This is a genomic window from Paenibacillus xylanilyticus (assembly GCF_047246825.1).
Lineage (GTDB): Bacteria > Bacillota > Bacilli > Paenibacillales > Paenibacillaceae > Paenibacillus > Paenibacillus xylanilyticus_B.
In genome coordinates this window covers 24,102-48,069 of sequence record NZ_JBFOLB010000010.1, presented here as the reverse complement: position 1 = coordinate 48,069, position 23,968 = coordinate 24,102, and the positions used below count along the sequence as shown (strand labels likewise).

The window sequence follows — 23,968 nt, the reverse complement described above, 5'->3', positions numbered from 1 at the left end:
TAAGGTAGAAACGCTCATGTGGGATCCATAGAACAGGTCACACGTTCAATTGCTAAGCTAATTATCCGTATACTTCCTTTCGTGAATCGGTGTACCTTTAGTCACTTCACCTGTCGCAGTGTTGATTTCCAATGGCTCTACTAAAACCTTCCACCCATTGTCGCTATTAAAAACTATATAAGGGAGTGGCGGTGACTGCTGGTAGCCTTGGCCTGCATATTTTTCGATCACTGAAATTTCAACTTCCTGACTATTGATCTGTTTGCTTCCCACAATTTCATACCCAGTAGTAGGATTGGTTTTAAAATCCTTTAGATACCCTTCTTCACGACTCTTCTCATCCAAATAGTTTATATCTTTTGAATAGAACATCATTCCCTCTGCATCCCTGGCAATGTAAGCATCATAGTACTCCTTTGCTGCCTCTATCGGAGTTTGGGCAACAACTCTTTCCGCAGTTGTAGTCGTCGTTACTAAAATGGAACCAGCAACAATTCCTGCAAATAAAAGCGGAACTATTTTTTTCCTCTTCATGGATCGAAAACTCCTTTCAACGTAATATTTCTAAAGAATGGAAAATTCTTATATCTACTAAGTATAACGTGTTCAATTACCGGAAAGTTTTAAGATTTTTGAGAACTATTATTCCACAAGGAGGACAAAACTACTGATAGATAAATTTCGAGTTGAAGTTACAGTACTACTGGTAATAATCACCGTCTTACTAAGCCTTATCTATTTTGAAATGAAGTATAGCAACGAGCTACAAAATATTATTATTGAGTATTTGTATAATCATAGAGACTAAGCAAATAAATCGCCATTTTCAAGGAATTCCAGTTAATACTAAGCTTTCTTTCCCATAATCTCTAAAAGTATTCAAAAAGGACCGTTAGCATTTCTGCAACGATCCCTATTATCATCCACTAGTTATACCACAGTTGATCCGTTGATGCGGATGTATAAAGTTTCATTTATTATTGGATAGTTTCATTTGCTAATTCATCATTCCAATGAGTATCGGTATACCCGCGGCTGTTATTCCACTCTGCTAACATTCTTATTTGTCTCAATTCTAAATCCCTGTAGGGGGCTGCAACAAACTCGATGTCGCGGAACAGATCATTATAAATAGGTAATTCGCTATTTAATTCCTTGAATTTTTTAAATGCACCTATATCCCTATCATTTGCAGCCCAAACCACTTTTTTAATCAAAGACAACACAATTGTTCCCGTGCACATGGGACAAGGCTCACAGTAGTATATAAGGTAAGTTCGTTCTTAGGGATAAATTTCTTGCTCTCAAGATGAAGTATCACATTTCCGGCTTTTCTTATAGCGTCCACTTCGGCGTAAAATGCTAGAGATGAAGGTACTTTTCCTATCGGGGCAATTATTGTTGCTGCAGATGGTTCAGTTGTAAGCAGAGGTAGGAACCGAGTTTTTTCAAGTTGTGATTCTACAGCCCATCATCCCATCTCAGTAATTCCCAATGATAATATATTCCAGAAATATACTGCTACTTCTTCTCACATAATGCTCTCTAGCTTAATTTAATCCTGTAGATTATTTCTCCGTCCTGGTTCAAACGGTTCTCACTGATGAAGCCTAATCCTTGATATAAACGCTGTGCAATAAAATTCTCTTTTTCCACAGTCAAAGAAATGAGGTTACAACTTGGATGACTTTCTCTCAAAAATTGAATGATTGCTGCCATGGCTTTTTTTCCGCACCCTTTTTGTTGGTACTTTGCATCAATCTGAAATCCGCCAATCCAGTAATTATCTGAACTGTTAGGGGTGTACGACACGTAAAAGAAACCAATAATTTGTTCATGTATGGATAGTATGAAGGGATCTAACGCTTCATCCCATGGCTTGATATAAGCATATGCGAGTGATTGAGTCACTGAAGGGACAAAGCATTTCTGTTCCTCAAAAACAGATATATTAATCGCTTCTTCCCAATTTTCTGCAGATACTGGTTGTATGGTGAAATGCTCCATGTTTCCTCCTCGTTAACTGTTATAAATTTTTTTAATAAGTGTGTTTGCGGTATGTACTGCCCATAGCAAGTTCGGCGCACCCTATTTTTGCATAATAGAAATGTACTGCATATTAGGTTTAGTAAGAAAGGAGTAGCTGCTGCAACGGCCAACTGTTTCTGAAATTGTTCAAATACAAATTCGAGAATTATCCACCGTTAGCTCAAACATCCATGTTTTCAATCCTAATTCTATATAAGTTCAAGATTCGAACTTGTTCCTCGCTGAGCTCTTCAAAATTCCAATACATATGCATCAAGTTATATTCAAATAATTCTTTAAGTTTTAGAAATAGCGGTAATTGCATAAGCACTTCAGAAGAGAGATCATTCTCTTCCTTATATCCTTCGATTAGCGCTTTGGTAATGGATTGTTCATAATCTCGTATGTTCCCTCCCCCGGAGTACGAGAACTCAAGTGCTGAATAGATTGGAACGGCTAAATCGTATGCATAAAAATGCTTCTCACAATCTTGAAAATCAATCATAGTTAGTTTAGATTCATTGTCTATGAGGATATTTTCTAGCCACAGGTCTCCATGTATTAGACCATAAGTTGAATGATCCTGTGGCAGGCCCTTCACACGCTTTACCACGTCATGTGCAATCTCCCGTATGGACTTCTCTTCTGTAGGAATATATTTGAGAAAATCATATTCATCACTTTCGTACCAATGATTAATATGTACAATCGTTTTAGACTTCAAGTATCCTTTACTCACTCGATGCATTTTTCCCATTTGTTGTCCAAGTAGTCTAAATGCAGTTCCGTCCCATTTTGAGCGTGGCAGATGAATTCCCGATGCAGACTGAAATAAAACGGCCAACTTCTCTTCATCTATTGTTATCTTTTCAATTAGTAGATCGTTGTTAGATGGTATGACCTCGGGTACCCCTACACCTTGGGTAAATAAAAAATGGGTCCACATCACTTCTTCCAGTTGTTCTTGATATGTCTTATAGTTCGTTATTCGAACAAAGAAACTACCCTTGTTTGATTGGCAACGGTACATTTCATTAGTTATGGTTTCTACAATATAAAAATGAATAGGATATGTTTCATTCAAAAATAGTAGAATTCTTTCATCCATTCGCTTCTCCTCCCCATGTTTGCCGCAAGAAAAACAGCCGATCGCGTTACACAACTACCCCATTATTTTTATTGAGCTTTTATACCTTACGTACATTGCATCACACAAATTACTCGTTCAAAACATAAATTAGCAAGATCATCTTCATGGATCCAAAAATAAATTCTACCAACATCTCCCCACATCATCCCCGTCTTTTCTTCTTCCGAATCAATTTGGAGAAGTAAACGCCATTTAAGTGCAGAATGTGTAACTTGATCTCGAATCTTTGGGTTATTGCTTTCAATCCACTTATGTGGTCCATAAGTTAACTCACAGCTAACTTGCATGTCTCCCTGAATTTGATCCGGATGGCCCATAAGTCGGTTAATGTATCCTTTAGTGCTCCAATTCGGTAAAAATAATCTCCAATACTTTTCAAAATCCTCGATGTTCCCGTTCCAATCGAGCCCCAAGCTCTCCAGATAAGCGGACTCAGCGTCTGGTACTGAGAATTTGGATTCGAATACAACTTGGTTCGGCTTCATTTTTTCTAAATCAGTTAAACCATCGGGCGTGTCTCTTCGTACTAATTTTTTGAGACGGTCCGAGTCGAAGTAGAACACTCGGCATGTGGTAGGATCATGATGAAATTCCATATCTTCATACATAGGTTTTACAGCGTAGAAAAAGGATAGGAGTCCACTCGTAGGAAGAGACATGTATTGTGGGCAATCTGACAAATTAATTTGCGAGATAAAAGTCATATCATAGTCTTTCCATTTTGGCCATGCTAGGTCTTCTGGAAGATCTGGATTACCGCCTACCTTACTTTTTCCCAATGAAATATCAGAATCGGACATAGGCTTCAGGAATAGTTGAGCCGTCGGGAAAATCCAGTTGGCAATAGCATTACTGTATTCTTTTAGACCCACTTGTTCGAGCTGTTGTATTACTTTTTCTTTGATCATCATTATAAGGCCCCCAAAAGGTACTTTATTCTTTTCATGGTTAAATCATCGAAGCACATAATAGTGCTGGCTAAACGTTTTGCGTTTATCATATAGACTCAACAGCTTCCGGCAATATTCTCTCGTATTCTTTATGTAAGACATAACGATGGACACCTCTTGAAGCATCAATTGCTTCCCTAGCATGCTGGATGGCCTTTTCCCGGCATCCTGCTTTGATTTCTATTTCGGCGAGTAACGCAGATCTCATCCAACGCTTTTTGATTGACTTCGGACGTTCTCTTGCCTTAGTACTTTTCTCATCTTCCGATAACAATATGGTTTCGTAATATGTACGGTAATCCGAAAAGCGGATATGCGGCACGGCTTTCCGAACATCATTCATATCCTTGCGATAAACCCCATAAGCTGCTTTGTACACTGCTTGTGCCTTTTCACTCCTATGCTTATTCATAATCTGCTCCATAACCATTCTTGATTCATCCTCGAATCTATTCGCAAGCACATAATTCATATAAAGTTCAGGCGTACTTTTCTGAATAAGTAAAAAGGACTCCACACGATCCAAACGCTTTTCAAGGGCTAACGGATAAAAATAGTGGATGATAAACGCCATAAGGGCTGCTCCCATACCAACCCCTATGGTCAGGATTTTTGAATACCCATTTAAGCTCATAAATAAGACAAGCAGGAACACGGCGACATAAAAGGCAACTTTCCATCGAAACTTCATTATTACTCTCCTTTGAACATGGTAATGAACAAGCAAGTCTCTATTATACCAAAATAAATTCTCTTTTTTGTAAAATGTTAGGAGTGGTGGTTTGCGCTTGCCCAGTCGCTTCACGAGATGAGTCTACTCGTCTTCAGGTACAATCTTTATGAAGCTTCTGCACACAATGAATGATAACAATGCGAGGAGGAAGCTTCTTCACATCCACAAGCCCTATGAATTAAAACCCTTCTCAGGTTGATTCCAAAATGACTCCGATCCCCTTACATGAATTGGGTCCGCAGAGTACCTTTATTGTTCTAATCGAACGTTTAAAGCGTATTGCTCGTGACGCAGAATATGTTGGGTCATACCGCCGGTGAATCATTGCAGACGTCTAAGGGGTCACATCCATCTCCTCTATGTACGCATAAACACAAAATATAGTAATATACCCATATCATGATAGAACTAAGGAGTGGACATTATTCGTAAAAGTAAGTCATTTATTGCATTCATTTTTGTTTGCTTTGTCCTGATCATGGGAGGCTGTAGCTTCTTGTTTGATTCACACGAAAATACTCAAGTGATCAACAAAGCTATAGAAGCAGGGATAACACACTTTAAAGAAAAATACGGTCTCAATGTTGAATTTACTCGCCACAAGATAAATCCTCCCGATCTCGGGACGGACGTTGGGCTATACGGACATTTAATAGAAGATAAGGATACAGAAGTGTTTCTCCTCATTAACTATGAAACACTTGAAGTCGTGACTGTAGGTGTTCCTGAAGAGATCATTCAAAAATAGAAATTTTTAAACTTAATATTACTATTCCCACCTCTTATGTACTTTCCATCAACCCCATGCATGCAGAGTTGGTGCAATGGGCTGGTAATTCAGATTGGTAATATTTACTCATTAAACTAAGTTCTCGTCTTTGTTAAAGTGGATAAGCATTATGAAGACATAGACGGGAGTTTTAATTGACATGAACGTTCGCACCAAATCTATCATTGGCTTGCTTTGTGTGACAACAATAGCGGGCACGTATTTCAGTTATACGGAGCATCAGAAGAATCAACAATGGGAGCAGCAACAACAGCGCAATACGCAGTACTGGTCGCATATGCAATCGTTCTACCTGCGCGATTTCGACTATGCGCTTGCGGAGTCCCTTGCGGCCTCTACGATTTCAGATCGCCAAGCAGCACTTCAATCTGCGATAGAAAATGCTAATCTCATCTTGGAATATGTAAGGATCGGATCCGTTACAATGAACTTTCAAACTTGGGCATATGAGACGTTTATCTCAGACGGCAGCAGCTACTTGGCCTATCCTGCCAGTGAGAAAGATAACTCGCTTAACCCGGACCAATTAGAACAAATTGAGCGTTTGAGAACGTTCGCAAAGACCGCCCTACCGTATCTCGATCAGATGGAAAAGAAAGCTACTATTTCCTCTACATCAGATATACAACAGATATTAACTGAAATGGAAGAGGCTTTGTCTCAACTTGACTCGGTCTCCACGTATGGTAATAAAGCCTTTAACGAGTTCCTGTACAACCTGAATCCTTACATACCTCCGAAGCCAGGAACCGTTTTCGCCGGTGAAACCAAGTATACGGCTACGGAGCTTGCGGCCAAAGCAGAAATTTTCATGGGCGAGGCTTGGAATAAAGGAGCTGGTAAGCAAATCGTCCACATCTCAGGCGGGAGCAGTGCCGAGTTCGGAGAAGTCATGGATTTCAAGTTATCGGACACCGAAGGAAAATCGAACAGCTCCTATGTTGCAACGCTAAGTAAAAGCGGACACGTACTCCAAGTGACACGCAAGGGCTCGATCTCCGAAAAAGAAGCTGAAGAGCAATCTATGGACTTAAAGCAGGCTATCGCGGTTGCAGACATCTGGATGGCTCGCTGGTCTGACGAACGTCTGACATTAGTAGCAAAAGAAATAAAAGAAACATCCATTTATCTCACGTATATTCCGGTCCGTGAGCAAGTTCCTATTCCGCAGATGAAAGTCGTATGGAAATTTGATCGCCGTACCGGTGCGTTGAATAGCTTTAATGCGTTTAATTATTTTTCCCATTACAATAAAACCTTCCCCCTTCACCCGAAGCTGACAGCAGAGCAAGCCTCCGAGAAGCTTGGTCCAAACGTAAACGTATCGGGTAAGCCAAAACTGAAAATCCACAACGCCAAGCTCATATATGCATTTCCCGTCACTGGGATCGAAGGTGTATCTCACATATACGTAAACGCCCGCACAGGCGCTAGCGAAGGTATTGATTATAACTTGTAACCTCAACAAAACGAGGCAGCCCCCCGAATACCTTCGGTGCGACTGCCTCATTTTTGCGTGCAAATTTTTGGGTTAACATTTCATTTTTTAAATTGATGCGGTTCATCATATGTGAATACTAGTAATAAAAAAGAAGGAGCTTACGAGTTTTGGCATCTCCTAGAGATTCAATCAATTAACGTAAGCGATATTTCCTAACCTAACGCTGCATTCAGAACTGGTTATAAGGACGACGGGACGGGGATTACCACAACAATAAGACTAAATATTGCGATTCTCATACTCAAACGGTTCTTCACTTGAGTATATCTCATGAAAAAAACCTATATACGAGATATCTTCTTCCAGACATTTTATGAGATACGATAGTTCCTCATCACACTCAGGCTCTTCTCCATTGTTGCTCATATATTCGAATCTATCTAGTATATTTTCCATAAGATTCACTTGAATAAATAAGGGTAACTTAGCCAGTATCGACTCTTCAAGATTGGTCTCGGATCTGTATCCTGCAAGAACTGACTCAAAGTAATCATCCATAAACTTTCTGCGACGGCTAGCGTCTGGTTCAAATTGTATCCAACCTACGCCGTTTCTCCAGATACTGGCGAGGTCAAGCATATACCAACCAAAACATGAATTATCGAAATCATATACAGTTATTTGTCCGGTATCAGAATCTATCGAATAATTTCCATCGTTGTAATCAAAATGAATCATACCAAAAGTCTCCTGGTCTCTACTTAATCCTCCCAGGGTATCAAGCAGTTCTACCATCTTCGCCTTAAGTAAAGATAAGGAACATGGTATCATCTTATCGATATATTCGGCATTGAATTTGTCATGAAAGCTATACCGGTGATGGACAGGCGTATACCCTTTTGATATTTGATGCAGTCGCCCCAGCGTTTTGCCGCAATTATAATAATATTCGATAAGTGGAGCTCCTTCTCTGTACTGATAATTATTTTCTATAAGCAATTTCCCCTTCGCCTTTTCAAACAGGCAGACAAAAAAGATGTGGTTATTATGGGTAATCTCCTCTAGCAGATTCCCATTTCGGGAGCTAATTATATTGGAGACACTGCCTCCATGCTCAAATAGATACCGTACAAACTCCACTTCGCCTAGGAAATCTTCTCGGCTCCTGTCTGGTAAGAAAGCAATTCTGAGTATTTTAGCGACCTCGCCCTCTTTTTCACAGTATAGACGACATTCCGCCCTCCATCATGTGCCGGAATCCGCTGGATTTCATAACGTTCTAATCCGAACAACTCTGATACAACTGTAAGTAAATAGGCATCTCCGATTACAACGACTTCGTTATAGTTTATAACTATCTCTCCTTAACTGTACAAACATCTATTTGTGATTACTTTCAAAAATGAGTATGCCACAGTATCGGCACACTCAATGGACTTTTTTGATCATTTCAAAAAGATGTTCACTCTGATGGGCGCAAACCATTCCATCTGGCAATACTCTCCATCATATGCCTCCGTATCTACTTTTTCGAAGAAGAACTCGCTATCCAGAAGTTCGAATCTCTTGCTGTGCTCTGCTGCTAGCCTATCAATGGTAGTATACAGCGCCTCTGCTCGTTGTTGACTCAGATCCTCGTAATGATGATTTCCGATATAACGAAAGCCAACACACATTGAAGCAGGGACGGTGTCCCCAATACAGCCCCTCAGGTATGTTGTTCAGATCCGTTACACGCATAGAGGGTAGGTAGTACGTCCAACTAAGCGATGGATCTGGTGTTCTCGTTAGACCGTAATAGATATGGGGTTCTATCGGATTAAGCACTTCATGACGCTTGTCCCACCAAAACTGTTTTGCCACTTCGGGTGCTTTGGTCGGCGATTCAGCAATTTCAATTTGATACATTCGCCCGATTACATGAAAAGATGGGATCATGACCATGTCCGGCCCATATACTAGATTTCCGCAAATGTCGTTCTCTGGAAACAAATGAATTGGAGCGGTTACTTGAATGCTTTTTCCAGACTCCCTGCATTCGCCAGGCGTTATTCCGTATTCGCGTTTAAACGCGCGTATGTAAGTTTGTTCATGTTCATAACCACATTCGATGGCAATGTCGAAAACGCGTTTCTCCGTTTGCATCAAATCTTCTAAACTAAAGGCTAGCTTTCGAGAACGGATATACCTTTGTAGCGGTACGCCAAAAACAAACTTGAAAAGTCGACGCAAATGAACTGTAGAGATCGGGAAATAGTTCAAATATTCTGTCTCGCTGGTACCAGAAACACTTTCTTCTATTCGAAACAGGAGCTCAGAAAGAATTTTGTATGGTTGGTTAGCTTGTGTCACTCTCCTAATATGTTTTTGTTCCTTAGAATTCATAATATGGAACATATTCGCTACTAGCGGAATTATACCATATGGCGAGAGATGTAGTAGCCAGCTGTTTTATCAAAAAGATCAAAACCCTCATTGTCAAAGCAATATCTAAATATGTTTGCCTTTGATATCCTCTTATACCAGTCACTTTCTACTGTAACTATGGTATTCGCAATTGAATTATTAAAGAAGAGTTTTAAATGTTGTTCTGTTCTCGCCTCATCTTTCCTAAGACAATTCGGGGACGATCTCTAGGGAAATAGTACGAAAACTCGTGCTCTTCACCTATTGCCCAAACTTCCGTAGGAGTATCAGGACGATTAAACTGGAATAGAAGGCGCTACCCTGTGCCGGATACCGTTGTCTGTCTTACTTAGTAAGTAAGACAAAACTACTATATCTTATGAGGCAAAAAAAGAGGATCGGCCACCCTCTTTTTTTGTATAGCTTGACGGCAACGGTCGAATATACCACAAAGAAAGCAAAGAAAAGAGGACCAAAAGTAGATGGCCCTCAAATAATAGCGTATAAATCAATAAATACTCATTTTCAAAGAGATCAGTTACTTCATAAAACAAAATTTCTTATGAATAAGATGAATCCAGCTTTCGTCTATGAAGCATGAACAGAAATAACGCAGCACTAATTACACCATATAGTAATGATGCTCCAATTACATTTAGTTTGCTATAAAGCGTTGCAGCATCATAATCAACTAGCACGTTTACAGTGCTATTTAATGGAGGCAACAAAAGAATCATGTTTTCTAAGCCTTCAGGCAAAATATTTTCAATTCCTTGTACGGAAAGGGTAACGACAACGACAACACTTAACAATAAGAAAGACATGACTCGGGATCGGATAAATTTAGAACTAAACCAACAAGCTAGTGCGACACCTAACCAGGATGAAGAGACATGATAAATCAAGGACATGCATAGCTCTTCAAAGCTAGGATTTCTATCAAATTTTTGGAATAATGCAGGAAACAACACCGCATATAACGCCAATGGGACAGAAAATAGCCAGCTATATACCAATTTAGAAATATACAGTTTAAGTAAACTTCCACTGTGCAACATAGTTACAGATTCCTGATTCGAAGTTTCAATATCTATGAACGTATAACAAATAACCGCAGAAATAATAAATAAAAATGTAGTTGAAAACGCATAGCTTGCCATCACGGGATTTGGAACTACACTGTACACAAATATAATACCCAGAAAAAAGACAAATGTAGGCGGGCCATACCGATAAGAACGCATGTAGCACGTATGTAAGAAGGACACCAGTGAAGTCATTCATTCAGTTCCTTTCTTGACAGGCTGTTAATCTCTCCTCCGTTATGTATAAATTCAATTAAAAAGTCACGATAATCCTTCTTCATGATAGTGAACAGGAGATATCCATTATCGAATGTTTTCCAAGTAACATCAGAAAATAAACCTGAAAGACGATCTAAAGTCTCCTGGTCCACTGAACCTTCCAATTCGAAAAAGGCAATCGAATGATCTGAAGAATTATCTACACTATCCATCAATATTCGCCCTTGCCTGATCCAGTATGTTCTACTCTCCAATTGACCTGCTAGTAATGGATCATGAACAGCAGCAACTATTGAAGTGCCTTGAGATATTATTCTCTTCAATGAGCTAAGTAAGTGCCCTGTAGATTCTTTATCTAATCCTGAAAAAGGCTCATCCAGTACAAGGACATCTGGCGTTTTAATCATTGCTTGCATGAGGTTCGTTTTTTGCAACATTCCTTTAGAAAAATGAGACATTTTCAACGTATTATTCTGTTCAAGACTAAAAAAATCGTGCAATTCTCTAATGCGATTTTTTAGATTATTTTTGGGGATACCAGATATCCTCCCCATTTGTGTCAGGTACTCAGTCGAAGTCATCCTTAGTTTTGAGAGTCGGTCAGGTGTGTAACCAATAACTAAGCCAGAATGCTTCAGCAACCTTTCACCTGAATTTATTGGAATTAGCCCACTTACAATTCGGAGCATCGTACTTTTTCCTGAACCATTTCCCCCCCTTAAAATTAAACAATCTCCTTTGTTTATCGTAAGAGAGACATCTGTTAACACATCTCTATTTCCATATTTTTTTGAAACACCTTTAAGTGTTAATAGTGCCTCCGTTGTCATTTACCCACCACCTTAAAAAATTACTACGTTATATATGGAATTGATGAAACTTAAACTTAGGCATCTCGTTTACGGTAAAATACAATAGCTACTGTAATAAAAATCAGTGTCCATAACATCAAAATCCCTGTCCCTTGCATTGGTGAAAGGACATTTATTTCATCAGAGGTAGGCGGCATATACATATAATATCCTGCCGTATCCGGAAAATACTTTTTAAGTATAGGTAGAAAATCTCTCGATAATGGACTGACAATGAAATAATAACCAAGCAGTACCACTAAAGCAGGGGTGGTTCGTCTTAATAAAGCACCTATAGCTGCACTGAGAAGTGTGGTTAATGTGAGATAGCCTGTTGCACCTGCTAATGATTTTACCATTGTATCAACATCAATCGCTGCGGCTGTGTCTTTCATCATCATATAAGTATATAGTACACCGGATGCAGCTATAATAAAGGCCGCGGGAACGGTTATGATTGCCAACGCCATGTTCTTCATGGATAGATGGAACCCACGACAAGGTATCGTAGCTAACGTCGTTCGAATCTGTCCACCGGTATACTCTGAACAAATAGCTATGATCCCAAGAATAATGAATCCTGCTTGTAGATAACCCATCGAAGCAAACCCTATATTCAGTATTCTTTGTGTCCCTAATTCCCCTTGTAGAGCAATAGAAGTAAAAGCTGCGGCTAATCCTAAATTAAGAATGAATGTACCCACAAGAGTGAGCCATATCAATGGTAGTGTAGCTAATTTATCCAGTTCAGCACGAAGGATTTGTGTTATCTTTCTAATAGAAGGGTCACTCATGCTGCAACGTCCCTCCTATGGAATACAATAGCTGCAGCAATGAGAAGAACGGCTACCCAGGCAGACATGACTAAGCCGCCTGTGAACGGGGTGAGAAATCTATCGCTCATAAACATAAACATTTCAAGGCCGGCCCGATCCGGTAAGTATAACGCTAACCTTGTGGCCTTAGAAAGCAAGAAACTAAATGATACCATCGATGTATTTATGATGAGCACAGCAAGCGGAATAGTGCCATTTTTAGTTATAACAGTAATCCCAAATGCTAAAAGAGCAGTGAATGTCCAGTAACAAACTGCACCGAGCAGTTTAGACCATTCAAATGCAGGGGTATACTGACCAAGAACAAGATGCGTGGCAGACACAGTTGTCACTATAGCAACAACACAAAGCAGTATACTGATTACTGTCACAGCGCCCGCTTTTGCTAGCAAAAAATGAAGCCTTGATGAAATAACCGTTAAACTTGTTGTCATCTGTTGTCCTCCGCCAGATTCACTGCTCTCTGTCAAATACTCGCTACTGACAGCTAGCACACCAAGGATGATGACACCTTGTACACCAAGAGCTAACCCAATATAGCCAACTTCCAATAGCCGTGTGCTAGCTCCAGCTATAATCTCCTCTTTTTGTGCTTTACTGTCTAAGGTGGCTATGACCGCAGGAGAAAATGCTCCAACAAGAAAGGCAAGCCAAATGCCCGGCAGGGAGAACAATTTAGATAATTCCGCGTTGAATGCTCTCATACAATACCACCTGCATGTTCAGATGTCCGGGCAAAATAAGCTTTTTCCAGCGTGGAATGGTTATTTATCACCTCATCCAAGGTTCCATCTGCAACGATTGTTCCTTGCTTAATAATGATCACATCATCAACAGTCTCTGCAAGTTCTCCTATTAGATGACTGGATAGTAACACCGTGTTGCCAGACTCAGCCCGTTTACGTAAAAATGTCCGAATCCAACGAATTCCTTCCGGGTCGAGCCCATTTACGGGTTCATCTAGAACCAATATTGGGGGATCACCCAGTAGTGCAGCGGCCATTCCAAGTCTTCTCCCCATACCAAGCGAATAATTTCCAACTCTTTTCTCAGCTGCATGAGTAAGACCTACGAGTTCCAGAACTTCCTCGACTCGTGAATTAGGCAATCCTGCGGCACGAGCAATCCAGCGCAAGTGCGCTCGTCCTGTTCGCATACGATGGGCCCCAGATCCATCAAGTGCTGCACCTACTGTTGCTAAAGGATTATGTAATTCTGCAAATGGCTTTCCATTAATGAGTGCACTCCCTGATGTGGCACGATCTAATCCAAGCAGGATGCGAAGTGTAGAACTTTTACCTGCCCCATTTGGGCCTAAAAAACCAGTCACTCTGCCCGGTCTCGCTTTAAAACTGATACCTTTTAAAATTTCTTGAGTTCCGCGATGTTTGACTACGTTATTAATGGTAAGCAACCATAACACTCCCTTTCTGTTATGGCTCTCATTATAAAGAAGCAAAGTTACATCACGGTGATCCTGGTGTTTACTTCTGGGTTACCTTTAGGTTACGCTCTACCAATAACTACACGTGTGCCATTTTCATTTGATGTAAAGTCAGCTTTCAGCTTCATTTTTTTCAACATATAATTTGAAGTCGATAAACCAATCCCTGCCCCATGCTCATAGGAAGAGTTATCCAAACCTGGACCTCTGTCTGCAATAATGATCTGTTCTTTTTCTACATCAACCACAATGTTTGCATATTTCCCTTCTGCTGCATGGCGAAGAATATTTTGAAATAAATTATCCAAAACCCGTGTCATCCAATTCGGATCTACTTCCCAATAAAAAGTCTCCTCTCCCGGTAAATCAACATCGAGCTGAATTTCTTTTTCTTCAAATACAGGATACCACGCAGCAACAGATGCTCTTACTAGACGTCCAATATCTGTTGAAACGGGTACAAAAGGATGTTTTCCGGAGGTAAGCAATGTATAGGACAGTAAATCCTCCATTAGATCTCCGACTCTTGTAATCGTATGGTTGATCTCTGTTATCGAGTTTTGTCCTTCTTGACTCATGGGCTCTTTATTTAAACGGGTGACATGTCCTCTCAAAATGGTAAGCGGTGTTCGTAAGTCGTGAGATAAATTCGCAATCAGTCGATGTCTTAATAACTCCTCTTCATATTCTCGCATGCGACTGTCTTCAAGCTGCTGAATCATCCAATTAAAAGAACTACCTAACTGGTCAATCTCATCCACACGATTTGATTGGACAGATATAGTTTTAGGAAATGAGTTGTTTTTAGCAGAAAATGACATGACTTCTTGTAAGCTGGCGAGACGTTTTTGAAGTATCAAGAAGAACCGCCAAGATAAGATCACAAATGCGACAATAATAAAACCAAACACTAGTACGGTAAAGTAAAACAGATTTAACGTATTTACATTTTTATCATGGATTTCTGAAACCCCAAAAAACGCACTGAAGAAAATAATAATAATCGGAGGAAAAAAGATAAATAGAAAATGTACTTTTAAGAAACGACGAAATAGTGATCTCTTTTGCTTCATAATTTCACCCGATAGCCTATTCCCTTCAATGTTTCAATAATCTCCGGGGAATCCGGATGACGTTCCAGCTTTTGACGCAGTCGGTGGATATGCACCATTAGTGTTTTATCGCCTGTTATATAGGCTTCTTCCCAAATAGCCTCATAAATTTGTTCTTTTGTTAAAACTTGATTAGAGTGGCGTATGAAGTACATTAAGATTTGATGCTGTTTTCCTGTTAATATAATTTCTTCTCCTGTGTGTTTGTCAAATATCATTTGACCTTCAGGATCTACTTCAATCTGATTTCCTAATGAAATGCGATCGGATTTTATTCCACCACTACGACGTATTAATACTTCTATTCTTGCAACTAGTTCATCCGCATGGAATGGTTTCGTTAAATAGTCATCAGCAAATTGCAAACCATCTACTTTATCTTCTATCGATGTTCGAGCGGTTAACAGCAAAATAGGAACAGCAGGAGCTGTCTTCTTTAATCGTCTTCCCACAGTAAATCCGTCTAAACCGGGTAACATGACATCCAAAATAACGATTTCATGCTGATTGACTTCTCTTTCGGCTCCTTCCCCAGTTAGCAGCCACTGAACTGAAAACCCTCGCTGTTCCAATTCTTCCTTTACCCAAGTGCCTATTTTCTCATTATCTTCAATATATAATACACTTCTTTTCAAGTGACGTCCCTCTCTCTAAATGGAGTCCACTACAGATTAACACAATATAAAGGAATAGTTCCCAGTTAAGACAATTTTATTGTTCGTTAATAGAGTTTTATAAAAAAAAGGGGCTCATCTAACTGGTTGGCTCTTTCTGTTCTTAAATTAATTAAACTTATTGGTCCAAAACTGAAATTAGTTAGTTGAAAACTAAAGCGAGGGTAAAAATGGGAAAAAATCTGCAAATCCTGTACTGTTGTAAGTCCTACCTCAACAAACAAAAAGGATGTGACAGATGCCACTCCTGTATCAACGAACTGCTCGGAATACCAGGACTACATCTTCATAACGTACTGAATATCAATGCTAAAAAGGTTCATCTGGGAACGAAGACAGCCGATCACTATAACTGGTTGCCTCCTCGTCTTTACAAGACTAACGTTTACAGTTAATTTAATAAGCATCCTTGTTTAGTTTCTTTAAAGTAATCAGATTGCCAATAACTCCTATAGATCCTGTGACCGCAAGTACTATTGGAATATTCAACAGACTGAAAGTTGATGGCGTTTCTGTAATTAAACGATATCCCCCAAAAAAACATACAATTAGGGAACCAATCACCCCAATAATTCCTTTTGTTTTTTTGTTCATCAAATACACCACCTTAAAAACAATTATAACTTTCTTAAACAATCCTCCCCATTAGTTTATTGTTCAAGACAAACCATGAAGAAGTTACTTTATTGCTAGAAAACATAGCCAACCTCTTTTTTCTTTTTCAAAAACAGATACGTCTCTGAAGCCGGATCTCTCCAGCAGATGCAACATATCATGCTGCGATTCATAATTTTTCATATGATAATTCATCTTATATTGTTCTGAAACAATCATAAGTTGACCCGATGGTTTTAATACTCTGTGCAGCTCACTAATATCATGTTCTAGATCGGGCCAAAAATAATGAGTTTGAAAAGCAGTTATGAGATCGAAATATTCCTTAGAGTAGGGGATATCTGAAACAGATGCTTGACGAATCTCGACTATGCCTTGTTCTACTTTCTCTTTATTATTCCTTATTGAATCTGTAACGGCTTGATGTGAATAGTCAATGCCGCATATTTTTCCTTTCGGATTAATCCTAGACAGGTTCTGGATTGCACGGCCGCCTCCGCACCCTACATCTAATATGACGGAACCCGCTTGCACTGGATTTAACTCTAATGCCCATCGATTCATTCCCTCATGGGCACGATTCATTATACCGAGCATAATAGAGCCCAAAAAACCTTTTGGACTTTTCGCCTGTTCAATTAACCGATTTAAAATGTTCCGTTCACTAGTAGTCATTCTAGTCACATCCAACTAGTTATTTTCCCAACTAGCCATTATTACGTTTTAAGTTCTCCGTGGTTTCTGATCAAATTGTGCGCATCACAATCCAGATAATGTGATCTTAATTTACAATTTTACCAGGTAATCTTCATATTATGGTGAAAAGTTGTTTTTAACTAAATTTTAATGCCCCGGTAGTCAAATAAAGCCGCCGATCCTGTTGATCGGCGGCCTCCTATGGTTTTATGGAACTATTGTTTCCCGTTGGTTGAGTCGCTACCTACCCTGCATTGGACGACCTTATGAGGACAGTGAAACGTCTCTACGCAGTCGATCCCCGTTGGTCAAATGGCTCGAAGTGAAGATTCGCTATATATTACACCTCATAACCTTAAGACAAACAAATTCCTGGGTTCTGTTCCGGAACAAAACAGTTTGTTTGCAGTTTGTAACCCTCGTGAGAGGGTCAGTGGCGGAGCATAGGGGATTCTATAATTTAAATATGCGTTCACTAATGGCGCGCAAAAACTCAGTCCATTTTTTTTGAAATTCTGGATCTTCAGGGGTATGGCCTGTTATCATTTTCGTCACATTACTATAGAGAATTGGGTATATCGTCAGGCTAGATATCATCAAAGTAATCAATGACGGATCTAACTCCTTTGGAACCAGCCCCATCTCTTGCTTAGACCTCATATCATCATTGTAAGATTGAAGCAACTGCCCCCTGCTATTTTCACCATTCTTATTCTCAGGTATTTGTTCGACAGCTTCCCAAGCTGTATATTTTAGAAAATCCAATAAATGGGCTACATTGACCTTGAAACGAAATTCAGCAATATCCACTGGATTATCAGGTAATGTGAATGTTCCCAGTGGAACAGAACTCAAAAAATCAGTTACGGTCTCATTCATTAACTCTTCTTTGTTCTTAAAGTAATGATAGATTAATTGTTTGTTTGTACCTGCGCGTTTAGCGATGGATTCAACTCTTGATCCATTGAACCCCTTCTCAAATAATTCCTCTCTCGCTGCTAGAAGTATCGATTTACGTGTACGTTCAGCATTACGAATCTCACCCATTTAAAATCACACTCCAGTATGGTCATTCTGTAATATTACCAAAACTTGAATACCCCCTCAAACCATACTTTAAAATCACTCAAACTTACTTTACATTAGTTAAGTTGTAGAATATAATGAACCTACAACTTTACAACTGTAAAGTTAATATCCAGTGAAATGGGGTTGTTATATGGGAGCTCAATTACACGCGTATTTAATGTCAGACGACGCAAAAACTCAGGCAAACTTTTACATCCAATCGCTTGGAGGCGAAATTTTATTCCTCACTACGTTTGGTGAAACACCGGGGACTCCTGAAGCGATGAAGGATAAAGTCATGCACTTGGCTATAACAATCGCGGGTGCAAATACGATCATGATGGCCGACTCTTTCGAACCAGTTAATTACACCCGAAGCATCAGTATTTCCTTAAGCTTTGACGATGTATCAGAGGCAACGACGGCTTATGCTAAGCTAAGCGAGGGCGGAGAAATGAAATATCCTTTCGCTCCACAGCCTTGGGGTGCCCATTATGGTGAACTCGTAGATAAATTTGGCGTCACCTGGATGATTACCAAACAATAATCATTAAGCGAAGAAAAGCGCGCCTAATTTGGACGCAGTGGCCTGTAGGCAAAGTTTCGCAAGAATTAGGGTCCTTCAGTTTCTTCTTTATGATTCAGATAACGTAACTTGAGGCGTGGAAGATGCTGAGTATGAACCTTATGAAGACCACTTTCAAGAATAGCCCCAGTTCATGCGGATATCATTTTTTCAGAATTAGTCATTGTTCCCACGCCCCTCTGCTTTAATATGCCGCAACATTATCGAATAAGATTCCAATTTCTGAAAAGTTGCGTTAGCCTGCCCGTTAGCTGAATAAAAGCAGCTGATCATTATAATCAGCTGCTTTCTTTGTAGTATAGAACTATTGCTTCCCGTTAATGTAACCGATTATCAGTTATTAATCCCAAAAGCTATCGTTCAATATTTGTTGTTTAACTTTTTCGAAATCCTGAAAGACAGTTGCTTTGCACGCAGGATGAACATAGTCACATATGCGTACTGGTGAGATAGTTGTGCTGCTGCCATCGCTTGAGCAAGGGAAGGTGAGGATTCGAAGATTGTCTCTATTAAAACAATACAATGCTATGAACCAGTGTGTAGCATAAGAGTATTCACTGACTTGCATTTCTTCGTTCCAGTACTCGTTGTTCAAGATCCTGTAGTCATTCTCACCCATCGGCATTAAACTATACCTAAGAGCATACCATTCTGAGTTAACATGCTTCTTGCGACTTAATTTCAAAGTTTTTAGCATAATGTTATGCTTCTGTTTCCAAGGTAACCCCAGTTTTTTTCTTACTCTTTTGTTCATGTTTCTCCTCACTCTAATATTTAAATTAAGGATATCCATTTTATTTAATTTTAACTCTCGTTTGCTTAACAAAACAACCGTTCACAATGATCAGCTTCTTCTCTGTTCTTATTGTGCTATTACTTCCCATCATTTTAAAGAACACACTTTAAAGCAGAAAACGATCATTTACTCCCACTCTTGGCTGTAGTTCATTCAATGCAAAAAGCGAATAACCTCCATATTGATCAGATTAGCCTGCTCATGATTAATTGCATGGCCTGTATCCGGGATAATTTTGTAGTTCATCTGGTTGTCCTTAAGTCTCCTTATCGCTTTTGGACAGTTCGACAATCTATCGTATTCACCGATCAGGAACAGCACCTTGTCTCTCAACTCAGCTATCTCCTCATCCGTATGTATTTCAATTTTGTGTTGCATTATCGACCTGTTATTGAAGTATTTTAGCAGATAGTACCAATGCTTCGTCAAAAGTTTATTGTCATGAAATGTGGAACGCCGAGGCCCGCTCAATTGATTCAGTAGTTTTGTACAATTCTTTTCAGATGGAAATAATGCCTCTGGCAAAAAGGCTGTCATCATTTTAAACAGCACTTCAAATGAATTGCTCGGGATTCTACCGGCTAGGCAGGCTACCTTATTCACCTTATCGGGTCTTTTCAATGTATAGTAATAAGCTAAATATGCGCCATATGAAACCCCGCAAATGTTCATATATTGTATGTCCAAAGCTGTTACAATGTCATCCATCCACGTTATTTGATTGAATGATCTCCAATATTCATCATTCGGTTCGCTTTTACCAGACCCACCAATAGCATCCACTGCGATGACATAAAATTCCTTGGACAAGTCCTTCATATTATAAATCCACATCATGGCCGAGTTATCAGCAGTTCCATGAAAAAGCATCAGCGGAGGATTCGAACGGTCACCGGTAATAATGATATGTGTTAATCCATACGTCGTTTCAAAACTTTTTTCTTCGAAATCCGTTCCCCACGCTTGTAACAGCTTGTTATATGAATCATGGATTAGCATCTTTCCAGATGAGCTCTTATATCGCTCCATCGTTATGATCCTTTCATGAACATTATGGTTAGAAAGATGTATATTCGCTCTAGAAAACACTCATGCAAATCGTTTAGCGTTAGTTAAAGGGCTTGTATAGAAAATATAAAGAGGCTCCTTCATCCCCATTATATATCTGGTTAAAATTTATATGGAATTTGCGATAACTTCACATTTTTTAATAGCCCAAATGTAATGATTTGAAGTATTTGCAGCAAAATAGCTGTATAAATTACTTGTTTTTGTCCATTTATAGTATTTCTTTGTCATGATTTCTTCATTGGTATGTGAATTAATTAATACCATCACTCTCTCATGGCTTAATTTCAATTTTTTTATAGCTTGATTTAATGTAACATTTTGATATTTTCCCCATATTTCCATGTTAAGCAATTTAATCGCACTCCATTTATAACCAGCTGCTGGCATAAAAGGAGTGTCACCATCCATACCTTCTCTATACCATCTTTCAAGCATGGCATGCCATTCGTACAAATGCATTACTACATCCCGAAAATTTTTGTCTCTCTCCTCAGTTTCAAAAGAATTCTCTCTTTTGCTTCTGGGTACAGATTCGATTATTGCAAGTATTGATTTAAAATTCTTGTCGCTATTTAATAATAATACTTCTTTTTCATTTTGTGTTTCCATGACGAACACCTCCTATTTACCATATATTAGCACGTGAGTAATCGTTCTGATAAGTATCACTTCATACATTGTTTTTAAACTAACCTGCCTTTTAGTTGAGGAAAAGCAACCGATCACATTGACCAGCTGCTTGCTTAATATGTAGACAACACAAATCGAACGGAAGATTCATCAGTGTTTAGTTCATATCCATCTGAAATTGTGAAGGATTTTTCCAGGTTCTCTTCTTGCCCTGTATGCACTTCGTATCTAACCTTATAGATATACTTGCCATTGTTGTACTTTCCGTTCAAATGATCCGATAATATTTCGTGGGCTATCTTGGTTTCATCATCTAGCGAGTTATAGTATATAACATAGTCCTTTGAATACACCCACCTCATATCTTAGAGAAATAACTTCTATCAAATTGTTTTCAAGTGATTCTTAACCAGAGTTTGTAAGAGGTTCTTCAGGTAATAATTCGCTTCCTTATTAAGTGGTACTCCATAATAACTTTGTTCCAGTTGCAGGGCGATTTCTTCATTTGAGCTAGCAATTTTCTTGAACTCATCCAGTGAAAGTTCTCCATGCTTTAGTCCAAGCATAAACTCTCTATCGCTTCCTTCATAGCTAATAGCATCTTGAAAACCTTTAAAGTCTGACTTATGGAATCTGATCAAGAACAACAAAAAATGTAAAGACATCATCGCCTTTTTCGTGTTAAACCCATATCGAGCAATCATGCTTTCCTGTACTTCAGAGTTTGGTTTGGTAAGATCCTTCATCTGGCCTCTATACATACCGAAACAACTGTTGAACAAACTCCTTAGATTCATTGTTGAGATTCTATCTCTATATTCAAGAAGTTGCTTCATCTCAGCGTATCCAAACGTATCTACTTCTACAGAATACAGTAGTTCGAGGAAAGTGAGGTTTGAATGGGTAAGTACTTTTTCTAACTTTCTGACATCATGAATTTCGATATCTTCTGTCTCTGAAATTTGAAAGTTCTTATATAGCGATCCGGTATACAAATCATCGAAATTCGGTAATACAAAGAATTTGACATCTCTATCTGATGCTTCATCATTCAAGTTTCGATTTATGCTTCCTGAAACAGCCTTAAATACGGCCACACGATTATGGATCTTCATTATCCCTCACCCCTCTCAAATTAAAGATTTTTTCTTTAGGCATCTTTTTTTCGTTTAACTAATGCAATCCACGAATAATACAAAACCCAGAATAGTAATGGAAATATAGCTACTGCAATATAGCGTTTATCATGAGGGAGCGTAAAGATAGCAATCATGGAGATCGGTAATATGATGGCAAGTAGAAATTAGTATTTTCCCCAATGTCTTTTTATCATGACAGTTCCCTCCTTAATTATTTTAAATCCAAGCCTGACTTCACTTAGATTGCCCGTCCTCGCTTAATACTTCTTCGTCCCAAACCCAAACCGGTTTTGAAAGAGCTGTCGCGATTTTCATTATCTTCCGGTGCAACTCGTCAAGCGAATCTTATTCAATGGATTTTTCAGGATAGAGCTGTTTGGAATATCATGATCGTAATACACTTCTAATACTTCGAATACTTCATCATCTCCAACTCGATATTTGACTACTCGATAATTCCAATATGAACTCATGGAAACACTCCTTATAATCAAGCTCACACATCGTCATTACTTGATAATGCTGCAATATGTGCTAGTGTCTCCCCATCTGTCAATTTTTCAATTCTATCCTTGTGTACGTTACAAAATACATCTGTATCGAGGAAACGCTCCGTTGAACCAATGACACCATTACCATCCAGGTACATTTCGTACTCTACGTTTGAATTGAAATAGATACGTATTTCACCGTTGTCATCTGCAAGCTTATCGATATCGTATCTAGGGTTTACCTTTAATCCCTCTTCTCTTTCTCTTGCCAATCTTTCAAAGAGTTCTACTATATTCTCCATTCAGTTCAGCCTCCTATACCATAGATTCGATTTACTAAACTGCACAGTCTCTTCAACGAGTCTGCATTTCACAAGTATTGTTCTCCAGCCAATCCAATAGATTAGATATGGATTGTTTTGCTATTGTCACCTACATAACACTATTCTACCGAAAAAAATCATAAAACTACATCTCGTAGAACAACTCCAAAACTGTGATAAAAATATACGTGCTGAGACCTATACACATGCCACCAAACGTAAAATACATGGGGATCGCTAACGGACTGGGATATCTTTGTCCATAATGATGACCACAGTGTGGACAATGATTCGCTTCATATGATAAGGAATGCCCAAAGATAACTTACTTGACTAAAGATTTAATGATCATCAGGATTCCAACGTCCAGTTCCGTTAGTTGAATGCCTCTTTAGAATTAAATGCAAACATTATTTCTGCTTTACAAACCAATTCATTATTTACCATTGCAATGCCTGTTCCTTTGACAATCTGTCCCTTAATTCGATTCACTTCGAATTCAAGATGGAGTTGATCCCCTGGTTTTACTTGCTTTTTGAACTGACAATGATCAATACCAGTCAGTAACCCTATCTTATGTATATTGCTTTCTACGTTGGACATAGCGATCCCCCCACTTGTGCTAGTGCTTCTACAATCAACGCTCCAGGCATGACAGGATATTCGGGAAAGTGACCAAGGAAATAAGGTTCATTAAAAGTCACATTTTTAATTCCAACAACTTTCTTTCCCTCAACAATTTCTATGATTCTAGCGACCAAAATAAAGGGATATCTATGGGGAATAAGCTCTTTAATTTGATTAATATCAAGCATGGAAATCCTCCTCAATTAA

Annotated in this window: 26 protein-coding genes and 2 pseudogenes; 3 read left to right on the top strand and 25 right to left on the bottom strand. The window is 39.0% G+C overall.

What is annotated here, in order from left to right; genetic code table 11:
* Positions 1–57 precede the first annotated feature (57 nt).
* The 6 genes from AB3N00_RS28880 to AB3N00_RS28855 form a co-directional block, all read right to left on the bottom strand.
* Positions 58–534, bottom strand: coding sequence for a hypothetical protein (locus AB3N00_RS28880; protein ID WP_413037585.1), 477 nt, complete (start codon positions 532–534; stop codon positions 58–60).
* 443 nt (positions 535–977) lie between these two features.
* Positions 978–1,223, bottom strand: coding sequence for a hypothetical protein (locus AB3N00_RS28875; protein ID WP_413037584.1), 246 nt, complete (start codon positions 1,221–1,223; stop codon positions 978–980).
* Between the two features lie 322 nt (positions 1,224–1,545).
* Entirely contained in the window at positions 1,546–2,007 is a 462-nt protein-coding gene (locus AB3N00_RS28870; protein WP_413037583.1) for a GNAT family N-acetyltransferase, read from the bottom strand.
* A 202-nt stretch (positions 2,008–2,209) separates the two neighbouring features.
* Positions 2,210–3,136 carry a phosphotransferase enzyme family protein gene (locus AB3N00_RS28865; protein WP_413037582.1) on the bottom strand — a complete coding sequence of 309 codons (927 nt, stop codon included), beginning with the start codon at positions 3,134–3,136 and terminating at the stop codon, positions 2,210–2,212.
* Between the two features lie 86 nt (positions 3,137–3,222).
* On the bottom strand, positions 3,223–4,089 hold the full coding sequence (locus AB3N00_RS28860) for a YwqG family protein (protein WP_413037581.1): 867 nt from the start codon (positions 4,087–4,089) through the stop codon (positions 3,223–3,225).
* Positions 4,090–4,174: 85 nt separating this feature from the next.
* Positions 4,175–4,819, bottom strand: coding sequence for a hypothetical protein (locus AB3N00_RS28855; protein ID WP_413037580.1), 645 nt, complete (start codon positions 4,817–4,819; stop codon positions 4,175–4,177).
* A 538-nt stretch (positions 4,820–5,357) separates the two neighbouring features.
* Between AB3N00_RS28855 and AB3N00_RS28850 the strand changes: the two genes are divergently transcribed.
* A complete protein-coding gene (locus AB3N00_RS28850; protein ID WP_413037579.1) occupies positions 5,358–5,609 on the top strand; it encodes a hypothetical protein in 252 nt (83 codons plus the stop codon).
* A gap of 181 nt (positions 5,610–5,790) precedes the next feature.
* The gene (locus AB3N00_RS28845) at positions 5,791–7,110 is read left to right on the top strand and encodes a hypothetical protein (RefSeq protein ID WP_413037578.1); all 1,320 of its coding nucleotides are present in this window, start codon (positions 5,791–5,793) and stop codon (positions 7,108–7,110) included.
* A 261-nt stretch (positions 7,111–7,371) separates the two neighbouring features.
* Here AB3N00_RS28845 and AB3N00_RS28840 read toward each other — a convergent pair whose 3' ends face one another.
* The 13 genes and pseudogenes from AB3N00_RS28840 to AB3N00_RS28780 all read right to left on the bottom strand — a co-directional run bounded on the left by AB3N00_RS28840 (position 7,372) and on the right by AB3N00_RS28780 (position 18,077).
* Complete coding sequence (locus AB3N00_RS28840) at positions 7,372–8,232, bottom strand: phosphotransferase enzyme family protein (protein ID WP_413037577.1); 861 nt, start codon at positions 8,230–8,232, stop codon at positions 7,372–7,374.
* Positions 8,233–8,682: 450 nt separating this feature from the next.
* On the bottom strand, positions 8,683–9,444 hold the full coding sequence (locus AB3N00_RS28835; RefSeq protein ID WP_413037576.1) for a helix-turn-helix domain-containing protein: 762 nt from the start codon (positions 9,442–9,444) through the stop codon (positions 8,683–8,685).
* A 62-nt stretch (positions 9,445–9,506) separates the two neighbouring features.
* A pseudogene (locus AB3N00_RS28830) lies at positions 9,507–9,781 on the bottom strand (DUF6886 family protein); the annotation flags it as partial.
* Positions 9,782–10,058: 277 nt separating this feature from the next.
* A complete protein-coding gene (locus AB3N00_RS28825; protein WP_413037575.1) occupies positions 10,059–10,658 on the bottom strand; it encodes a hypothetical protein in 600 nt (199 codons plus the stop codon).
* Between the two features lie 116 nt (positions 10,659–10,774).
* Positions 10,775–11,632: an ATP-binding cassette domain-containing protein gene (locus AB3N00_RS28820; protein ID WP_413037574.1), complete on the bottom strand. Its 858-nt coding sequence runs from the start codon at positions 11,630–11,632 to the stop codon at positions 10,775–10,777.
* A gap of 56 nt (positions 11,633–11,688) precedes the next feature.
* Positions 11,689–12,447, bottom strand: a complete 759-nt coding sequence (locus AB3N00_RS28815; RefSeq protein ID WP_110756142.1) for an ABC transporter permease — start codon at positions 12,445–12,447, stop codon at positions 11,689–11,691.
* Complete coding sequence (locus AB3N00_RS28810) at positions 12,444–13,193, bottom strand: ABC transporter permease (RefSeq protein WP_413037573.1); 750 nt, start codon at positions 13,191–13,193, stop codon at positions 12,444–12,446. The genes AB3N00_RS28815 and AB3N00_RS28810 overlap by 4 nt, the downstream gene beginning before the upstream one ends.
* Positions 13,190–13,903, bottom strand: a complete 714-nt coding sequence (locus AB3N00_RS28805) for an ABC transporter ATP-binding protein (protein ID WP_110756269.1) — start codon at positions 13,901–13,903, stop codon at positions 13,190–13,192. Before AB3N00_RS28805 ends, AB3N00_RS28810 begins: the two co-directional genes overlap by 4 nt.
* Positions 13,904–13,995: 92 nt before the next feature.
* A complete protein-coding gene (locus AB3N00_RS28800; protein ID WP_413037572.1) occupies positions 13,996–15,006 on the bottom strand; it encodes a histidine kinase dimerization/phospho-acceptor domain-containing protein in 1,011 nt (336 codons plus the stop codon).
* The gene (locus tag AB3N00_RS28795) at positions 15,003–15,680 is read right to left on the bottom strand and encodes a response regulator transcription factor (protein ID WP_413037571.1); all 678 of its coding nucleotides are present in this window, start codon (positions 15,678–15,680) and stop codon (positions 15,003–15,005) included. The genes AB3N00_RS28800 and AB3N00_RS28795 overlap by 4 nt, the downstream gene beginning before the upstream one ends.
* 435 nt (positions 15,681–16,115) lie before the next feature.
* Positions 16,116–16,313, bottom strand: a complete 198-nt coding sequence (locus tag AB3N00_RS28790) for a hypothetical protein (RefSeq protein ID WP_413037570.1) — start codon at positions 16,311–16,313, stop codon at positions 16,116–16,118.
* A gap of 84 nt (positions 16,314–16,397) precedes the next feature.
* Entirely contained in the window at positions 16,398–17,009 is a 612-nt protein-coding gene (locus tag AB3N00_RS28785) for a class I SAM-dependent methyltransferase (protein WP_413037569.1), read from the bottom strand.
* Positions 17,010–17,483: 474 nt separating this feature from the next.
* The gene (locus tag AB3N00_RS28780; RefSeq protein WP_110758095.1) at positions 17,484–18,077 is read right to left on the bottom strand and encodes a TetR/AcrR family transcriptional regulator; all 594 of its coding nucleotides are present in this window, start codon (positions 18,075–18,077) and stop codon (positions 17,484–17,486) included.
* Positions 18,078–18,249: 172 nt separating this feature from the next.
* On the opposite strand from AB3N00_RS28780, the gene AB3N00_RS28775 reads away from it, so the two are divergent.
* The gene (locus AB3N00_RS28775) at positions 18,250–18,645 is read left to right on the top strand and encodes a VOC family protein (RefSeq protein ID WP_110758097.1); all 396 of its coding nucleotides are present in this window, start codon (positions 18,250–18,252) and stop codon (positions 18,643–18,645) included.
* Between the two features lie 379 nt (positions 18,646–19,024).
* Here the strand turns inward: AB3N00_RS28775 and AB3N00_RS28770 are convergent, their stop codons facing one another.
* The 6 genes and pseudogenes from AB3N00_RS28770 to fabZ form a co-directional block, all read right to left on the bottom strand.
* Positions 19,025–19,438, bottom strand: a complete 414-nt coding sequence (locus tag AB3N00_RS28770) for a hypothetical protein (protein ID WP_110758100.1) — start codon at positions 19,436–19,438, stop codon at positions 19,025–19,027.
* Between the two features lie 195 nt (positions 19,439–19,633).
* The gene (locus AB3N00_RS28765; protein WP_413037568.1) at positions 19,634–20,509 is read right to left on the bottom strand and encodes an alpha/beta fold hydrolase; all 876 of its coding nucleotides are present in this window, start codon (positions 20,507–20,509) and stop codon (positions 19,634–19,636) included.
* Between the two features lie 147 nt (positions 20,510–20,656).
* Positions 20,657–21,160, bottom strand: coding sequence for a ClbS/DfsB family four-helix bundle protein (locus AB3N00_RS28760; RefSeq protein WP_110758102.1), 504 nt, complete (start codon positions 21,158–21,160; stop codon positions 20,657–20,659).
* Between the two features lie 404 nt (positions 21,161–21,564).
* The gene (locus tag AB3N00_RS28755) at positions 21,565–22,296 is read right to left on the bottom strand and encodes a DNA polymerase beta superfamily protein (protein WP_110758105.1); all 732 of its coding nucleotides are present in this window, start codon (positions 22,294–22,296) and stop codon (positions 21,565–21,567) included.
* A gap of 520 nt (positions 22,297–22,816) precedes the next feature.
* A complete protein-coding gene (locus AB3N00_RS28750; RefSeq protein WP_413037567.1) occupies positions 22,817–23,113 on the bottom strand; it encodes a hypothetical protein in 297 nt (98 codons plus the stop codon).
* A 396-nt stretch (positions 23,114–23,509) separates the two neighbouring features.
* Positions 23,510–23,949 (bottom strand): annotated as a pseudogene (gene fabZ, locus AB3N00_RS28745) (3-hydroxyacyl-ACP dehydratase FabZ).
* Positions 23,950–23,968: the final 19 nt, after the last annotated feature.

Excerpts from the sequence above, each read along its gene's own strand:
- AB3N00_RS28845 (WP_413037578.1), top strand. The coding sequence starts at position 5,791 with ATGAACGTTCGCACCAAATCTATCATTGGCTTGCTTTGTGTGACAACA.
- AB3N00_RS28770 (WP_110758100.1), bottom strand. The coding sequence starts at position 19,438 with ATGAACAAAAGAGTAAGAAAAAAACTGGGGTTACCTTGGAAACAGAAG.
- AB3N00_RS28780 (WP_110758095.1), bottom strand. The coding sequence starts at position 18,077 with ATGGGTGAGATTCGTAATGCTGAACGTACACGTAAATCGATACTTCTA.
- AB3N00_RS28785 (WP_413037569.1), bottom strand. The coding sequence starts at position 17,009 with ATGACTACTAGTGAACGGAACATTTTAAATCGGTTAATTGAACAGGCG.
- AB3N00_RS28750 (WP_413037567.1), bottom strand. The coding sequence starts at position 23,113 with ATGGAGAATATAGTAGAACTCTTTGAAAGATTGGCAAGAGAAAGAGAA.
- AB3N00_RS28880 (WP_413037585.1), bottom strand. The coding sequence starts at position 534 with ATGAAGAGGAAAAAAATAGTTCCGCTTTTATTTGCAGGAATTGTTGCT.
- AB3N00_RS28825 (WP_413037575.1), bottom strand. The coding sequence starts at position 10,658 with ATGGCAAGCTATGCGTTTTCAACTACATTTTTATTTATTATTTCTGCG.
- AB3N00_RS28865 (WP_413037582.1), bottom strand. The coding sequence starts at position 3,136 with ATGGATGAAAGAATTCTACTATTTTTGAATGAAACATATCCTATTCAT.
- AB3N00_RS28810 (WP_413037573.1), bottom strand. The coding sequence starts at position 13,193 with ATGAGAGCATTCAACGCGGAATTATCTAAATTGTTCTCCCTGCCGGGC.
- AB3N00_RS28760 (WP_110758102.1), bottom strand. The coding sequence starts at position 21,160 with ATGGAAACACAAAATGAAAAAGAAGTATTATTATTAAATAGCGACAAG.
- AB3N00_RS28860 (WP_413037581.1), bottom strand. The coding sequence starts at position 4,089 with ATGATGATCAAAGAAAAAGTAATACAACAGCTCGAACAAGTGGGTCTA.
- AB3N00_RS28790 (WP_413037570.1), bottom strand. The coding sequence starts at position 16,313 with ATGAACAAAAAAACAAAAGGAATTATTGGGGTGATTGGTTCCCTAATT.
- AB3N00_RS28800 (WP_413037572.1), bottom strand. The coding sequence starts at position 15,006 with ATGAAGCAAAAGAGATCACTATTTCGTCGTTTCTTAAAAGTACATTTT.
- AB3N00_RS28870 (WP_413037583.1), bottom strand. The coding sequence starts at position 2,007 with ATGGAGCATTTCACCATACAACCAGTATCTGCAGAAAATTGGGAAGAA.
- AB3N00_RS28820 (WP_413037574.1), bottom strand. The coding sequence starts at position 11,632 with ATGACAACGGAGGCACTATTAACACTTAAAGGTGTTTCAAAAAAATAT.
- AB3N00_RS28755 (WP_110758105.1), bottom strand. The coding sequence starts at position 22,296 with ATGAAGATCCATAATCGTGTGGCCGTATTTAAGGCTGTTTCAGGAAGC.
- AB3N00_RS28815 (WP_110756142.1), bottom strand. The coding sequence starts at position 12,447 with ATGAGTGACCCTTCTATTAGAAAGATAACACAAATCCTTCGTGCTGAA.
- AB3N00_RS28775 (WP_110758097.1), top strand. The coding sequence starts at position 18,250 with ATGGGAGCTCAATTACACGCGTATTTAATGTCAGACGACGCAAAAACT.
- AB3N00_RS28765 (WP_413037568.1), bottom strand. The coding sequence starts at position 20,509 with ATGGAGCGATATAAGAGCTCATCTGGAAAGATGCTAATCCATGATTCA.
- AB3N00_RS28855 (WP_413037580.1), bottom strand. The coding sequence starts at position 4,819 with ATGAAGTTTCGATGGAAAGTTGCCTTTTATGTCGCCGTGTTCCTGCTT.